The sequence below is a fragment of the Streptomyces sp. NPDC008238 genome, assembly GCF_042956445.1.
Taxonomy (GTDB): Bacteria; Actinomycetota; Actinomycetes; order Streptomycetales; family Streptomycetaceae; genus Actinacidiphila.
The window spans coordinates 96,771-111,827 of the sequence record NZ_JBIBGK010000007.1 but is presented as its reverse complement, the minus strand read 5'-3'; the positions used below and the strand labels follow the sequence as shown (position 1 = coordinate 111,827).

Here is a 15,057-nt window from a genome sequence, read left to right as displayed (position 1 = left end):
CCGCTTCGGAGGCCGGGCGGGATGCCGGACGGCACCGGAACCCCGCCCGGCCCCGCCGGGTCACTCTCCCGAGGCGACGGTGGGCCGGCGCAACTGCACCTCGGCCCCGGTCTGCTTGAAGGACTCCGCGGACACCGGGACGAGCACCGCGTCGCGGTGGAAGTCACGGAGGTTGACCGACCCGCAACTGATCATCGTCGAGGTGATCTTGGCCCGGGTCCGCTCCACGTTGTCGTACAGGCTGCCGGCGTAGGGCACGTAGCCGTCGACGCCCTCCTCGAAGGCCATCTGCCCGCGCTGCCCGTAGCGGGCCGCGTTCTGCGCCCGCCGCGAGCCCTCGCCCCAGTACTCCTTGTACCACTGGCCGCCGATCTGCAGCTTCCGCGACGGGCTCTCGTCGAGCCGGGCGAAGTAGCGGCCGAGCATGATGAAGTCCGCCCCCATCGCCAGCGCCATCGCCATGTGCGAGTCGTTGAGCAGGCCCCCGTCGCAGCACAGCGGGACGTGCACGCCGGTCTCCGCGGCGTAGGCGTCGCGCTCCTGGACCACGTCCAGCAGTGCGGAGGCCTGCCCGCGGCCGATCCCCTTCTGCTCCCGGGTGGTGCAGATGGCCCCGCCGCCGATCCCGACCTTCACGAACGCCGCGCCCGCGTCGGCGAGGTAGCGGAAGGCACGGCCGTCGACGACGTTGCCCGCGCCGACGAAGACGTCCCCTCCGTACGTCTCCCGGGCGAATTCGAGGGTCCTCGCCTGGTAGACGGAGTAGCCGTCGGAGGAGTCCAGGCACAGCACGTCCGCACCGGCCTCCACCAGGGCGGGGATGCGGTCCTTGAAGTCACGGGAGTTGATGCCGGCGCCCACCCGCAGGCGCTTCTCGCCGTCCACGCTCGCGCGGTGGTACGTCTTGTGGGCCTGGTAGTCCCGCTTGAGGACCAGGGAGACGAGCCGGTCGCCCTCGACCACCGGCAGGACGTCCAAGTGGTGCTGCCAGATCAGCTCGTTCGCCTCGGAGAGTGAGACCGAGGCCGGCGCGGTGACCAGCCCGTCCCGGCCGCGCATCCGGTGGGCGGCGGGCTCGTCGGCCCCGTGCCGCTCCAGGTGGAAGTCGTCGAGGCTGATGATGCCCAGGAACCCGCCGTCCACCTCGCCGTTCTCCGTCACCACGGCGACGCCCTGCTCCGTGTCGGCCAGCAGTCGGGCGACCTCCCCGAGCGGCGTGTTCGGCGCGACGGTGACGTCGCCGGTCCGGAAGCCGGCCTTGTGGCGCTTCACCGCCAGCACGTCCGCGGCCTGGTCCTCGATCTGCTGGTTCTGGTGGATGAACGACAAACCGCCGACCTGTGCGAGCGCCACCGCCAGCCCCGGCGACGACACCGCCTGCATGATGGCGCTCACCATGGGGGTGGCGACCTTGATCCGCGGCTCCTCACCGACCCGGTGACGCACCAGCGGCGCCCCGAGATCCACCGTGTCCGGCGTGCAGTCTTCCGTGGTCAGGCCGGGGATGAGGAGGTACTCGCTGAGGGTGCGGGAAATCTCGGGAAGGATCTTCACGTCGTCTCCAGGAGAGAAGCCTGCGCACCGGTCAACGACGGACCGGCGGGGCTCGTGCGGGCAGTGCGGGTCGACGCCGGCCGGTGGCGCACTGTCGGAAGGACGCACTCTGGAGGTCCCGAGAGCGGGCGCACCCGGCGGGGCAGTGCTCGCACGCGCGGCCGGACCGGCGGGGGCACGCGGACCCGATCCGCACGGTGCTGCACAGGCGCTGACTTCCATCACGCCATGCGCGATCGTACCGCGCCGGCGGTGCCCACGACTCGCGCGGCAAGGCCGTTGTCACAGGCGGGGATTACGCTGTCCGAAATGTGATCGACACCTGTGCGGTTCGCCCGCGGGTGACCAGGACCGGTCGGAAGGGGCGGGCCGTGGACGAGGACTTGGTGACGGTTTCCTACGCCGAGGGCTGGGACGCCGACGCCCGCCGGGCCTTCCGACCGCTGACGCGGGCGGAGGCGGCGGAGCGGGACACCGCCGGGGACCCGTACGTGGTGCTGCACCGGGCGCCGGGGCGCGCGGTCCCCGCGGAGGTGCACCTCGTGGCGTGGCGTGACCTCTTCGTCGGGCAGTGGGTTTACGACGAGTCGGGCCGGCGCACCCACGAGGTCGACCTCCGGCTGCTGGAGGACGACCGGCTGTTCCTGCGGCGGTACGTGGAGCGGCGGTACGCCTCACCGGAGCAGCCGGATCTGGCGCCCGACGCGTGGCGGCTCACGCTGGAGCTCGTCCCCGGTCGCAGCGGCAGGCAGGTGGTGGAGGAACGCGGCCGAAACGGCGGTTCGTCCCACACCTCGGCCGATGTGCCGGAGGAGCAACGGTGGTTCGACCGGGCCGGGTTCGGCGTTCGGGCCTCCGGTACGCCCCGGCCGCCGGAGGAGCCCGGACCGGGGGACGCCACAGCCGACGCCGCGGCCGGCGGCGCCGGCGGCGAAGAGCCCGCGTCGTTGTGGCGCCCCCCGAAGCCCCTGCGCATGGACGTGCCGTTCGACGACCTGTTCCGGCCCGGCACTCCCTTCCCCGTGGAGCCCTGGGAGGAGATGGTGACGGCCGAACCGCGGCACATCGCCATGCTGCGGGTCCCGACCGGGCGCCTGGCCGTCTGCGACCCGCTCGCGAAGGAGCCCAGGGAACTCGTCGAGCGCATACCCCCCGGCGCGTACGCGCTGGAGACCGCCGTGGTCGTCGGCGAGGGCGAGTACGGCGGGGAACGGTTCCCGGTCACCGAGGAGCCCGCCGTGCGCCTCGTCATACGCGAGGAGCCCGCCGTCCGCTGGGAGTTGGCGCTGGGCGAGGGCGAGGACCCCCGGCTGCTCCTCGACGGCCACGCATACGGCTTCGGCACCGACACGGCGACCGGCGGCTTCGCGGACGCCGGCGCCTGGGAGACGCTGTCCGGGAAGGTCCGTCGCCACTACGAGGAGCAGGACGACGTCTCCTGCGAGTCCATCGACGAGGGCCACCTGCGAGCCGTCGACGAGACGACCGGAAGCGACCTGGTGGCGTTCTGCACGGGCGGCGACGGGACGTGGCCGGTGTGGCTCGGCCGCGACGCCGCCGGTGCGCTCGTGTCGGTGACGGTGATCACGACGTACCTCTAGGGCAGCCCTAGCGTCCGCGCCGGTCGGTCCCCCGGCGGGCGCGGGTCAGTCGCCCTGCTTCGCCGGCTCCAGGATCGCCACGCACTCCACGTGGTGCGTCATCGGGAAGAGGTCGAACGCGCGCATCCGCCGCGGCACGTACCCGGCCGTGGCGAAGTAGTCGAGGTCGCGGGCGAGGGCGGCGGGGTCGCAGGCGACGTAGGCGATGCGGCGGGGGCCGAGGGAGGCGACGTGCTCCACGGTGGCGCGTCCGGCGCCGGTGCGGGGCGGGTCGAGGACGACGAGGTCCGCCTCGGTGATCCCGGTGCGGGGCAGCACGGACTCGACCTTGCCCTGCTCGATGCGGACGCGGTCGAAGTCGCCGAGGTTGTGCCGGGCGTCCTCCACGGCGCGCTTGCCGGACTCGATGCCGAGGACGGCACCGGTCTCGCCGACCCGCTCCGCCAGCGCGCCCGCGAACAGGCCCACGCCGCAGTAGAGGTCCAGCGCGGTCTCGCCCTTGCGCGGCATGAGGCCCTGCATCACGGCCTCGACCAGGAGTCCGGCGGCCATGGGGTGGACCTGCCAGAAGCCGCCGGATCCGACCCGCCAGGTGCGGTCGATCGCACGCTCGCGCACGAATCCGCGGCCGTGCACCCGGTGGACACCGCCCTGCTCGTCGACGCGCAGCACGGAGACCGGACGGTCCAGCTCGACGATGGGCAGCCGGGCACCGGGACGGGGGGTGAGGATCACCTGGCGGTCGGAGGAGCCGGTGGCGGCGATGGCCTCGACCGTGGCGATGCCGGACCAGTCGCGGGACTCGACACCCAGCTCGGAGACGCCGGGGGCGGCGATCAGACAGCGGTCCACGCGCTCCACCTCGTGCGAGCGGTGGCGGCGCAGTCCCGCGTGGCCCTCGGCGTCGACGGCGTACTGGACGCGGGTGCGCCAGGCCGGGACCTCGCCCTTGGCGACCTTGTCGCCGGGGGCGGGCTCGACGGTGCCGTCCCAGCCGGCCTCCTCGGGGGTGAGGTGGGCGAGCCGCTGCAACTGCTCGGTGATCACCTGCACCTTGAGCCGACGCTGCGCACCTGGGGAGGCGTGCTGCCAGTCGCAGCCGCCGCACTTGCCGGGGCCGGAGAACGGGCAGGGCGCCTCGACGCGGTCCGGGGAGGCCTCAAGGACCTCCACTGCGTCGGCGCGCAGGAAGCGCGAGTCCGGGCCGCCCTCGGTGATCTGGGCGACGACCTTCTCACCGGGCAGCGCGTGCCGGACGAAGATCACCTGCGGGCGGTCGTGGCCCGGCAGGACCGTCCGCGCGATGCAGTGGCCGCCGTGCGCGACCGGGCCGACCTCGACCTCGTAGCGCTCGCCGACAAGGGCGTCGGCCTCAGGGGCCTTCGTACGGTGCTGCATGGCGGGGAGGGCTCCTGGATCACGAGGGGGCACGGGGACGGCGAAGGGACGGCGAAGAACGAGCAGCTGACCAGTCTACGGCCCGCCGCCGTCCCCGGTTCACCGCCGGCTACCGGCCTCCCGGGGCCGCTTGGCCGGGCCCACCTCGCCGCGCCGCACGGAGCCCGGCGCGTTCCACTCGGCGCCCTTGCGGGCCCGCTGCTTGGCGCGTTCGGAGGACTCCAGCTGCCAGGGCACGGAGGTGACCATCACGCCGGGGGTGAACAGCAGCCGGCCCTTGAGCCGCAGTGCGCTCTGGTTGTGCAGCAGGTGCTCGTACCAGTGCCCGACCACGTACTCCGGGATGAAGATCGAGACGACGTCGCGCGGGCTGCTGCGGCGCAGGCCCTTGACGTAGTCGATGATCGGCCGGGTGATCTCGCGGTACGGGGAGTCCAGCACCTTCAGCGGTACGTCGATGCCGCGCCGGTGCCACTCGGCCTGCAGGGCCTTGGTGTCGGCCGGGTCCACGTTGATGCTGAGCGCCTCCAGCGTGTCCGACCGGAAGAGCCTGGCGTACGACAGGGCCCGCAGCGTGGGCTTGTGCACCTTGGAGACCAGGACGATGGAGTGCACGCGGGAGGGCTTGACCTCCTCCTCGCTGCGCTCCTCGGCGGCCGCGAGCTCGCTGGAGACCCGGTCGTAGTGGCGGCGGATGGCCGTCATCATGCCGTAGAAGAGGACCATGCCGAGGACCGCGACCCAGGCGCCGTGCGTGAACTTGGTCAGCAGCACGACGACGAGGACGAGCCCGGTGAAGAAGGCGCCGAAGGTGTTGATGGCGCGGGAGCGGACCATGTGGCGGCGCACGGCCGGGTCGGTCTCGGTGGCCAGGTGCCGGTTCCAGTGCCGGACCATGCCGATCTGGCTGAGCGTGAAGGAGACGAAGACGCCGACGATGTAGAGCTGGATCAGCCGGGTCGAGTCGGCGCCGTAGATGTAGACCAGCACGCAGGCGAAGGCGGCGAGCAGCACGATGCCGTTGCTGAAGGCGAGCCGGTCGCCGCGGGTGTGCAGCTGGCGCGGCAGGTAGCGGTCCTGGGCGAGGATCGAGCCGAGCACGGGGAAGCCGTTGTACGCGGTGTTGGCCGCGAGGAACAGGACGAGCGCGGTGGCGCCGGCGAGGAAGATGAAGGGGATCGACCCGTCGCCGAAGACCGCGGAGGCGACCTGCGCGATCACCGGGTCCTGGGTGTAGCCGGGGCCCACCGGCTTTCCGTTCACCAGCAGGTCGGCGGCCGGGTTCTCGGCCATGCGCACGTTGGTGTTGAGGGCGAGCGCGATGATGCCGCAGAACATGGTGACGGCGAGGACGCCCATCAGCGCGAGGGTCGTCGCGGCGTTCTTCGACTTCGGCTTGCGGAAGGCGGGCACGCCGTTGCTGATCGCCTCGACTCCGGTGAGCGCGGCGCAGCCGGAGGAGAAGGCCCGCAGGAGGAGGAAGACGAGCGCGAAGCTCGCCAGTCCGGTGTGCTCGGCCTTGATGGTGTAGCCGGCGGTCGGCGCGTGCATCTCGTCGCCCAGCGCGATCCGGATGACGCCCCAGACCAGCATGCAGAAGACGCCGAAGACGAAGGCGTAGGTGGGGATGGCGAAGATCGTGCCCGACTCGCGCACGCCGCGCAGGTTCATCAGCATCAGCAGGACGATCATGCCGATGGCGCCCAGCACCTTGTGCTCGACGAAGAACGGCACGGCCGAGCCCAGGTTCTCCACGCCGGAGGCGACCGACACGGCCACGGTGAGGACGTAGTCGACCAGCAGGGCGCTGGCGACGGTGAGCCCGGCGCGCGGCCCGAGGTTGGTCGTCGCGACCTCGTAGTCGCCGCCGCCGGAGGGGTAGGCGTGCACGTTCTGCCGGTACGAGGCGACGACGGTGAACATCAGCACGACGACCGCGACCGCGATCCAGGGGCTGAAGTGGTAGGCCGACACTCCCGCGATCGACAGGACCAGGAGCACCTCTCCGGGCGCGTACGCCACGGAGGACAGCGGGTCGGAGGCGAAGACGGGGAGCGCCAGCCTCTTGGGGAGGAGCGTCTCTCCGAGCCTGTCGCTGCGGAGCGCCCGCCCGATCAGGATCCGTTTCGGAAGGTCGGTCAGTTTGGACACCCCGCGATGTTAGAGGATCGTCAAGATTTCCGATCCCCCGCCCACCTATCGAGGGGTTACGTGCGTGTGTAGCTTTGGGCGCGGTCTGAGACCCTGAGAGGGATCGGCCCGGAATTGTTGGCAGCCGGAAGGACGGTCGTGCACGTCGTGATTATGGGGTGTGGGCGAGTGGGTTCCACTCTCGCGCACTCCCTTGAGCAGCAAGGTCATACAGTGGCCGTGATCGACCAGGACCCGACGGCGTTCCGGCGCCTGGGCTCCGGGTTCAGCGGACGCCGCGTGACCGGGGTCGGGTTCGACCAGGACACGCTGCGCGAGGCCGGCATCGAGGAGGCGGGCGCGTTCGCGGCCGTCAGCAGTGGTGACAATTCCAACATCATCGCGGCCCGGGTGGCCCGGGAGATGTTCGGGATCGAGAACGTCGCCGCCCGCATCTACGACCCCCGGCGTGCCGAGGTCTACCAGCGTCTGGGCATCCCCACCGTCGCCACCGTCCGGTGGACGGCCGACCAGATGCTGCGCCGTCTGCTGCCGTCCGGCGCGGAGCCGCTGTGGCGCGACCCGAGCGGGGGTGTGCAGCTCGCCGAGGTGCACACGGACACCGCGTGGGTGGGGCACAAGATCAGCAGGCTCCAGGAGGAGACCGGCGTGCGCGTGGCGTTCCTCACCCGGCTGGGCGAGGCGATGCTCCCCACCTCGGAGACCGTCCTGCAGGAAGGCGACCTGGTGCACGTGATGATGCGCACGGGCGAGGTCGAGCAGGTCGAGGCCGCGTTCGCCAAGGGGCCCGAGGAGGCCCACCGGTGAGCGGCGCACGCACGGCCGACGGGCCGCACACGACGGACGACGCGCGACTTCGCCGCGCGGGCGGAGATGGGGGCCCCTCCCGGGCGGCAGCCCCGGGGAAGAACGAGGTAGCGCTGTGAGGGTCGCCATTGCCGGGGCCGGGGCGGTCGGCCGCTCGATCGCGGGCGAGCTGCTGGAGAACGGCCACGAGGTCCTGCTGATCGACAAGAACCCGACCTCCATCTCGGTGGAGCGGGTCCCCCAGGCGGAGTGGCTGCTGGCCGACGCCTGCGAGATCACCTCGCTGGACGAGGCGGCACTGCAGCGCTGCAACGTGGTGATCGCGGCGACCGGTGACGACAAGGTCAACCTGGTCGTGTCACTGCTGGCCAAGACGGAGTACGGCGTCCCGCGCGTCGTCGCCCGGGTGAACAACCCCAAGAACGAGTGGCTGTTCAACGAGGCCTGGGGCGTGGACGTGGCCGTCTCCACCCCGCGTCTGATGTCGGCCCTGGTGGAGGAGGCGGTGAGCGTCGGCGACCTCGTCCGGCTGATGCGCTTCAGCCAGGGCGACGCCAACCTGGTCGAGCTGACCCTCCCCGAGGAGGCCGCGCTGGTGGGCACCCGGGTCGGGGAGGTCTCCTGGCCGGAGGACACCTCGCTGGTCACGATCATCCGTGGCCACCGTGTGCTCACCCCGTCCAAGGACGACGCGCTGGAGGCGGGCGACGAGCTGCTGTTCGTCGCGGCCCCGCACCGCGAGGAGCAGCTGGAGGACCTGCTCTCGGTGCGCAGCGGCGAGACCGGGGCGTAGCGGGACGTACGACGAGGGGGCGGCCGGAACCCGTGGGTTCCGGCCGCCCCTCGTGCGTTCGCCGCCGGCGCGGGGCGCCGGGGTCAGTTGCCGGCGGCCTCCTTGGCGGCGTGCTCGGCCTTCTCGGCCCGCTCGGCCTCCTCCATCTCCGCGATCACGTCGATCGGCGGCGGCGCCTTCGCCAGGAAGATCCAGGTCAGGTAGACGCAGAGCAGGAACGGCGGGATGCCGAGGGCGACCTTGACCCAGCCGAGCTGGGTGGCGTTCCCCCAGAAGTAGAGCGGGAAGAGGATCGCCGACTTGACGAGCAGGATGATGCCCCAGGCCCAGGTGGCCTTGGTGTACGCGACGAGCCGGCCCGGGTTCCGGGTCCGCCAGGACAGGTTCTCCTTGAGGATCGGGCCCAGCAGCAGTCCGATCAGCGGGTACTTCGCCAGGGCGGAGACCACGTAGGCGACCGCGAGCCCGAGGGTGTAGAGCATGCCCGGCAGGTAGAAGTTCTTCGCGTCGCCGGACATCATCGCGAACACCGCGCCGAAGGCGACGCCGAAGACGCCGCTGAAGGCGTGCTTGAGGGTCTGCCGGCGCACCAGGCGGGCCAGCGCCAGCACCAGGGAGAGGCCCAGTGCGGCGATCGCCGAGGTGTGGATGTCCCGGTTGATCGTGTAGATCAGGACGAAGACGAGGCCGGGCACCGTCGTGTCGATCATGCCCCAGACGCCGCCGAAGGCCTCCAGGAGCGCGTGGTCGGCGGCCGCCTTGGAGGCGGCCGCGTCGTGCTCCGGCCCTTGTCCGGCTCCGGTCGTGGGCTGTGCCCCGGTCCGCTTGTCGATCGACGCCACCGGCTACTCCTGTCCGACCGGACGCAACTCGTACTTGGGATTGAACAGCACCGGACGGCCGCGGTTCATGGAGATCCGCCCCGACGCGATGATCCTGCGGCCCGGCTCGATGCCGACGATGCTGCGCCGGCCGAGCCACACCACGTCCAGCGGTGCGGAACCGTCGAACAACTCGGCCTCCAGGGCGGGCACTCCGGCCCGCGGCCGCAGGGTGACAGCGCGTAGTGTACCGGTGACGGTCACTATGTCGCGGTCGGAGCAGTCGCAGATCCGGGTGCACCCGACGTCCGCGGTGTCCTGCCGCAGCTCGTCGGAGTGCAGTTCCTCCTGGGAACTGGACAGTCGGTCGAGCATCCTGCGGAAGCGGCCGGCCGGCCGGTCCGAACGGGTGGTACCACTCATACCTGGAAGGGTACCGGGCCCGGGTGAACGGATCACCGATCACTTCTCGAAGCGGTACCCCATGCCGGGCTCGGTGATGAAGTGCCGCGGGTGCGCGGGGTCGGCCTCGAGCTTGCGCCGCAACTGGGCCATGTAGACCCGCAGGTAGTTGCTCTCGGTGCCGTAGGACGGGCCCCAGACCTCCTGGAGCAGCTGCTTCTGGCTGACCAGGCGGCCGGTGTTGCGGACCAGGACCTCCAGCAGGTGCCACTCGGTGGGGGTGAGCCGGACGTCGGCGCCGTCGCGGTTGACCTTCTTGGCGGCGAGGTCGACGGTGAAGGACTCGGTCTCCACGGTCGCGGCGCCGTCCTCGGGGCCGCCGGGCGTGGCGCGGCGGACGGCGGCGCGCAGCCGGGCCAGCAGTTCGTCCATGCCGAAGGGCTTGGTGACGTAGTCGTCGGCGCCCGCGTCGAGGGCCTCGACCTTCTCGTCGGAGGCCTGGCGGGCGGAGAGCACGATGATCGGCACCCGGGTCCAGCCGCGCAGCCCGCGGATCACCTCGACGCCGTCCATGTCGGGCAGGCCCAGGTCGAGCACGATGACGTCGGGGTGACGGGCGGCGGCGAGCTGCAGCGCGGTCGCGCCGTCGTGGGCGGCGTCGACCTCGTACTTACGGGCCCGCAGGTTGATCACGAGAGCGCGCACGATCTGCGGCTCGTCGTCGACCACGAGCACCCGGTTCATGGAGCCTGCCTTTCCTTCACGGTGAGGGGGGTGGAGCGGGTGGTGCGGTGCGGGACGGTCGGGTCGTCGCCTCGGCCGGGAGGTCCGGGGCGGCGGGAGCGCTGCCGGGCGCGGCCGGGAGGGTGAGCACCATCGTCAGACCGCCTCCCGGGGTGTCCTCGGGCTGCAGGGTGGCGCCCATGGCGTCGGCGAAGCCGCGGGCCACCGCGAGGCCGAGGCCCACCCCGTTGCCGCGGGGGGCGTCGCCGTACCGCTGGAACGGCTCGAAGATCCGTTCCTTGGCGGCGTCGGGGACACCGGGGCCGCGGTCGACGACGCGCAGGTCGACGTGGGCGCCCAGCGCGCTCGCGGCGACCAGCACCTGGGTGCCGGCCGGGCTGTACTTGACGGCGTTCTCGACGATGTTGGCGACGCTGCGCTCCAGGAGCCCGGGGTCGACGGAGACCATCGGGAGGGTCTCCGGGACGTCCAGCGCGACGCTGCCGTCCGGGACGCCGCGCAGGGCCTTGGGGACGACCTCGTCGAGGTCCACCTCGCGGATCAGCGGGGTGACGGTGCCGGTCTGCAGGCGCGACATGTCGAGGAGGTTGCCGACCAGGTTGTCGAGCCGGTCCGCGCCCTCCTCGATGGCCTCCAGCAACTCGGCCTCGTCCTCCTCGGACCAGGCGACGTCGTCGGAGCGCAGCGAGCTGACGGCCGCCTTGATGGCGGCGAGGGGGGTGCGCAGGTCGTGCGAGACGGCGGCGAGCAGCGCGGTGCGGATGCGGTTGCCCTCGGCGAGTTTGTGGGCCCTGGCGGCCTCGTCCTCCAGCCGCTGCCGGTCCAGGACGCCGGCGGCCTGCGCCGCGAAGGCGGACAGCACCCGGCGGTCGGAGGCGGGCAGCACCCGGCCGACGAGGGCGAGGGAGAGGTTGTCGCTGACCGGCACCTCCACGTCCGCGTCCTCCGGGCGCAGGCACTGCCGGTTGCCGACGCCGGCGGCGCAGGTCCACGCGTCGTGCTCGCTGGCCCGTTCCAGCAGGGACACGGCCTCCATGCCGAAGGTCTCCCGGACCCGCTCCAGCAGGGCGTCGAGGGAGTGCTCGCCGCGCAGCACGCTGCCGGCCAGGTACGACAGGATCTCGGCCTCGGACTGGAGTCTGGCGGCCTGGTGGGTGCGGCGTGCGGCCAGGTCCACCACGGAGGCCACCGCGACGCCGACCACCACGAAGATCACGATGGCGATCAGGTTCTCGGGCTGGGCGATGGTGAAGGTGTGCAGGGGCGGGGCGAAGAAGTAGTTGAGCAGCAGCGAGCCGCCGACCGCCGAGACCAGTGCCGGGTAGAGGCCGCCGATGAGGGCCGCCGCGACCGTCAGGGTCATGAACAGCAGCATGTCGGTGGCGATGCCCAGGGCGGGGTGCAGCTGGGTGAGGACCAGGCAGAGCAGCGCGGGGCCGAGCACCCCGGTCAGCCAGCCGACGATCACCCGGGAGCGGCCGAGCTGGGCGCCGCGCGCCACGGGCAGCCCGCGGCCCTTGGCGGCGTGCTCGTGGGTGACGATGTGCACGTCGAGGTCGGGGCCGGACTCCCGGGCCACGGTCGCGCCGACGCCGGGCCCGAAGACGTACTGCCACGCGGGGCGGCGGCTGGTGCCGAGCACGACCTGGGTGGCGTTGACACCGCGGGCGAAGTCCAGCAGCGCGCCGGGGACGTCGTCGCCGACGACGTGGTGGAAGGAGCCCCCGAGGTCCTCGACGAGGGTGCGCTGGACGGCGAGCTCCTTGGGCGAGCCGGCCGTCAGGCCGTCGCTGCGCGCGATGTGGACGGCGAGGATCTCCCCGCCCGCGCCCTTGGCGGCCATCCGCGCGGCACGCCGTATCAGCGTCCGCCCCTCGGGGCCGCCGGTGAGGCCGACCACGATGCGCTCGCGGGCCTGCCAGGTGGCGGAGATCCGGTGGTCGGTGCGGTACTGCCGCAGGTACTCGTCGGCCCGGTCGGCCACCCACAGCAGGGCCAGCTCGCGCAGCGCGGTGAGGTTGCCGGGCCGGAAGTAGTTGGACAGGGCCGCGTCGACCTTGTCCGAGGCATAGATGTTGCCGTGCGCCATGCGCCGCCGCAGCGCCTGCGGCGACATGTCGACCAGCTCGATCTGGTCGGCCCGCCGGACGACCTCGTCGGGCACGGTCTCGCGCTGGCGCACACCGGTGATCGACTCGACGACGTCGCCGAGCGACTCCAGGTGCTGGATGTTCACCGTCGATATGACGTTGATGCCGGCCTGGAGCAGTTCCTCGATGTCCTGCCAGCGCTTCTCGTTGCGGCTGCCGGGGATGTTGGTGTGCGCCATCTCGTCGACGAGGGCGACCTCGGGGCGGCGCGCGAGCACCTCGTCGACGTCCATCTCGGTGAAGACGGTGTCCCGGTACCCGATCTCCTTGCGCCGCACGACCTCCAGGCCGTGCAGCATGACCTCGGTCCGGGCGCGGTCGTGGTGCTCGACGAAGGCGACGACGACGTCGGTGCCCCGCTCCATGCGCCGGTGGGCCTCGGAGAGCATCGCGTAGGTCTTGCCCACTCCCGGGGCCGCCCCCAGGTATATCCGCAAAGTCCCGCGTGCCATGGCTCCACGTTCCGCCTCGTGGCGTGCCCCTTCCGGGCGCGTCCGACACTAAGAATCCTATGGTCCCAGCAGTGGACAAATAGGGCGCGATGCCCCTGTGCGGTGCACGTTGACGCGTCCTTGACGTCTCCGGGCGGTGCCGCCGCGGCGCGTCATCGGAACTCCGCGAGCCGCGGCCGCAGGCCGAGGACGACCAGCCCGGCGGCGGCTACCAGGGCCCCGGCAAGGCCCAGGGGAAGCGGCAGCGCCCGGTCCGCGCCATCGGAGGCGGCCTTCTCGTACGCGGCGAGGTTGATGGCGACGACCTTGCCGAGCGCCCCGTCGAACGCCGCGAAGTCGTGGTTCGACTCCCCCGGGGCGTAGCCGGTGCAGTAAGCGACGGCTGCGGGGAGCCCGCCGGCCTCGGCGAGGGCCCGGATCTTGCGGTCGTCCCGTTCGTACACCTGGTAGCGGGCGAGTGCGCGCTCGGCGGCGGTGCGCTCCCCGGGGAAGGTGATGTTGCGGAACCCGTCGCCGAGGAAGCCGGTGAAGCGCAGGTCCGCGGGATCGGCGCGGTAGGCGTCCACGGCACGGGCGAGGGCGCGGGCGGGGGCGTCCATGTCGTTGAGCGCGAAGTACAGGCCCGCGGCACTGGTGACCTGTGGCGCGGAGTGGGTACGGATCGCCGACCAGGAGGTCTCCGCCCACACGCCGCCCGCGAGGAGAGCCACCGCCAGGGCCGCGCACGCGGTGAACGCCGCCGCCCGCAGCAGACGCAGCCGGGCGGGCGCGCTGCCGGGGCGGCCGCGCAGCGACGCCGTCAACGTGCGACGCGGCCGGCCCGGCGCTCCCCCACGGACGGGAGGCCGAGGCGGAAGACGGTGCCGTCTCCCTGACCCGGAATCCCCACCGCCGTCGGGTTCCGGACCGGGTGGCACCTGCCGCCGCTCCTGAGCGGTGACGGTGTGTGCCATTCCACAGACCCCCTCCGCACCGTCGAGCGGCCTCCGCCGGCCTCCCTCCGTGTTCTCACTCTCTCCCCGGCGGGGGCGGGGTTCCGCCCGCGTTGGCGGCCTCCTGACGGCCGACGCCCCGTACTTGGCGCGTTCCTGACGCCGCACCGGGCCGCGGCCGGACCGGGACGGGCCCCGGGATCACCCGCGGCCGGAATCCGCGAGCGGTCGCCGTCCCGGTGCCGGGCAGGCGACCGCCGCGACCGCGACCGTCGGGGCCACGACCGTGACGGGCCCCGCGGCGACGAGAAGGGCCACCACGACGGCGGAGGCCGCGGCCGCGCGCGGCAGGCCGCGCAGGGCCAGGGTCGCGGCGCCGGTGCAGGCGAGGTACACCAGCAGGAACAACGCGGTGGGCAGGGCCACCAGGGCGGACAGGTCCACGACGCTCAGCGCGGACAGCCCGAGCAGCAGGGCGCCGAAGGCCGCGACCCCCACCGTCAGCGGCAGCTGCCGGTCCCCGCGGGCGGGCGCGCCAGGGACCCCCGGGCGCGCTGAACCCCCGTCCGGCAAGCGTGGTGCCGGATGGGGGCGGGGCGGCGGCGGGTCAGCCGGCCAGCTGCTTCAGGGCGATGTTGAGCTCCAGGACGTTGACGGTCGGCGCGCCGAGGATGCCGAACTGGCGCCCGTCCGTGTGCTCCGCCACCAGCCGGGCGACGCGGGCGGTGCTCAGCCCGTTGGCCTTGGCGACGCGTGCGGTCTGGATGTCCGCGTACGCCGGGGAGATGTCCGGGTCCAGGCCGGAGCCGGAGGCCGTGACCGCGTCCGCGGGGACCGCCGACTGCGGGACGTCGTTGAAGGCGGCGACCTCCTTCTTGCGCTCCTTCACCAGGTCGGTGAGGGGCTTGCCGGTGACCGCGAGGTTGGAGGCCCCGGTGTACGTCGGGTCGTACGGCCCCGCGCCCGCGCCCGCGTCCGCGGCCGAGGGACGCGGCTGGAACCACTTGGGGTCGGGTGCGAAGTCCTTGCCGGTGGTGAAGTTCTGGCCGATCAGCGCGGAGCCGACGACCTTGCCGCCGACCTTCACCTCCGACCCGTTGGCCTGGTCGTGGAAGGCCGTCTGGGCCACCCCCCACACCGCGAGCGGGTAGGCGACGCCGAGGACGACGGTCAGCACCAGCAGCGCGCGCAGGGCGCTCCAGAGCAGCCGGGCCGAGTTGCGTACGGGAGTGTTCATGGTTGTGCACGCCTC

General features: G+C 72.5%; 13 protein-coding genes. 3 read left to right on the top strand and 10 right to left on the bottom strand.

All coding sequences use genetic code 11. The features are described from left to right. Positions 1-60: 60 nt before the first annotated feature. The gene (locus tag ACFZAU_RS17775) at positions 61-1,554 is read right to left on the bottom strand and encodes an IMP dehydrogenase (RefSeq protein ID WP_500552894.1); all 1,494 of its coding nucleotides are present in this window, start codon (positions 1,552-1,554) and stop codon (positions 61-63) included. A gap of 371 nt (positions 1,555-1,925) precedes the next feature. On the opposite strand from ACFZAU_RS17775, the gene ACFZAU_RS17770 reads away from it, so the two are divergent. Beyond that, positions 1,926-3,155, top strand: a complete 1,230-nt coding sequence (locus ACFZAU_RS17770) for a DUF4241 domain-containing protein (RefSeq protein ID WP_500552893.1) — start codon at positions 1,926-1,928, stop codon at positions 3,153-3,155. Positions 3,156-3,200: 45 nt separating this feature from the next. On the opposite strand, the gene ACFZAU_RS17765 is transcribed toward ACFZAU_RS17770, so the two are convergent. Continuing rightward, positions 3,201-4,553, bottom strand: coding sequence for a class I SAM-dependent RNA methyltransferase (locus tag ACFZAU_RS17765; RefSeq protein ID WP_500552892.1), 1,353 nt, complete (start codon positions 4,551-4,553; stop codon positions 3,201-3,203). A 99-nt stretch (positions 4,554-4,652) separates the two neighbouring features. Continuing rightward, positions 4,653-6,704 carry an APC family permease gene (locus ACFZAU_RS17760; protein ID WP_500552891.1) on the bottom strand — a complete coding sequence of 684 codons (2,052 nt, stop codon included), beginning with the start codon at positions 6,702-6,704 and terminating at the stop codon, positions 4,653-4,655. 138 nt (positions 6,705-6,842) lie between these two features. Here ACFZAU_RS17760 and ACFZAU_RS17755 point away from each other — a divergent pair, with 138 nt between their 5' ends. Both ACFZAU_RS17755 and ACFZAU_RS17750 read left to right on the top strand, forming a co-directional pair. After that, a complete protein-coding gene (locus ACFZAU_RS17755) occupies positions 6,843-7,511 on the top strand; it encodes a potassium channel family protein (RefSeq protein ID WP_026251763.1) in 669 nt (222 codons plus the stop codon). Between the two features lie 115 nt (positions 7,512-7,626). Next, the gene (locus ACFZAU_RS17750) at positions 7,627-8,304 is read left to right on the top strand and encodes a potassium channel family protein (protein WP_500552890.1); all 678 of its coding nucleotides are present in this window, start codon (positions 7,627-7,629) and stop codon (positions 8,302-8,304) included. An 83-nt stretch (positions 8,305-8,387) separates the two neighbouring features. Here ACFZAU_RS17750 and ACFZAU_RS17745 read toward each other — a convergent pair whose 3' ends face one another. The 7 genes from ACFZAU_RS17745 to kdpC all read right to left on the bottom strand — a co-directional run bounded on the left by ACFZAU_RS17745 (position 8,388) and on the right by kdpC (position 15,042). Further along, positions 8,388-9,146, bottom strand: coding sequence for a DUF3159 domain-containing protein (locus ACFZAU_RS17745; RefSeq protein ID WP_500460229.1), 759 nt, complete (start codon positions 9,144-9,146; stop codon positions 8,388-8,390). 3 nt (positions 9,147-9,149) lie between these two features. Beyond that, positions 9,150-9,548 carry an OB-fold nucleic acid binding domain-containing protein gene (locus ACFZAU_RS17740; RefSeq protein ID WP_499514517.1) on the bottom strand — a complete coding sequence of 133 codons (399 nt, stop codon included), beginning with the start codon at positions 9,546-9,548 and terminating at the stop codon, positions 9,150-9,152. A gap of 39 nt (positions 9,549-9,587) precedes the next feature. After that, positions 9,588-10,271, bottom strand: a complete 684-nt coding sequence (locus ACFZAU_RS17735) for a response regulator transcription factor KdpE (protein ID WP_499514516.1) — start codon at positions 10,269-10,271, stop codon at positions 9,588-9,590. Positions 10,272-10,287: 16 nt separating this feature from the next. Continuing rightward, the gene (locus ACFZAU_RS17730) at positions 10,288-12,873 is read right to left on the bottom strand and encodes a sensor histidine kinase (protein ID WP_500552889.1); all 2,586 of its coding nucleotides are present in this window, start codon (positions 12,871-12,873) and stop codon (positions 10,288-10,290) included. Positions 12,874-13,025: 152 nt separating this feature from the next. Then, positions 13,026-13,676: a hypothetical protein gene (locus ACFZAU_RS17725; protein WP_500552888.1), complete on the bottom strand. Its 651-nt coding sequence runs from the start codon at positions 13,674-13,676 to the stop codon at positions 13,026-13,028. Between the two features lie 330 nt (positions 13,677-14,006). Continuing rightward, positions 14,007-14,303: a hypothetical protein gene (locus ACFZAU_RS17720; RefSeq protein WP_500552887.1), complete on the bottom strand. Its 297-nt coding sequence runs from the start codon at positions 14,301-14,303 to the stop codon at positions 14,007-14,009. A gap of 109 nt (positions 14,304-14,412) precedes the next feature. Continuing rightward, positions 14,413-15,042 (bottom strand): potassium-transporting ATPase subunit KdpC, encoded by a 630-nt coding sequence (gene kdpC / locus ACFZAU_RS17715; protein WP_500552886.1) that lies wholly within the window; start codon positions 15,040-15,042, stop codon positions 14,413-14,415. Positions 15,043-15,057 lie beyond the last annotated feature (15 nt).

Coding starts and splice junctions, on each gene's coding strand:
- kdpC (WP_500552886.1), bottom strand. CDS start 15,042: ATGAACACTCCCGTACGCAACTCGGCCCGGCTGCTCTGGAGCGCCCTG.
- ACFZAU_RS17735 (WP_499514516.1), bottom strand. CDS start 10,271: ATGAACCGGGTGCTCGTGGTCGACGACGAGCCGCAGATCGTGCGCGCT.
- ACFZAU_RS17740 (WP_499514517.1), bottom strand. CDS start 9,548: ATGAGTGGTACCACCCGTTCGGACCGGCCGGCCGGCCGCTTCCGCAGG.
- ACFZAU_RS17730 (WP_500552889.1), bottom strand. CDS start 12,873: ATGGCACGCGGGACTTTGCGGATATACCTGGGGGCGGCCCCGGGAGTG.
- ACFZAU_RS17765 (WP_500552892.1), bottom strand. CDS start 4,553: ATGCAGCACCGTACGAAGGCCCCTGAGGCCGACGCCCTTGTCGGCGAG.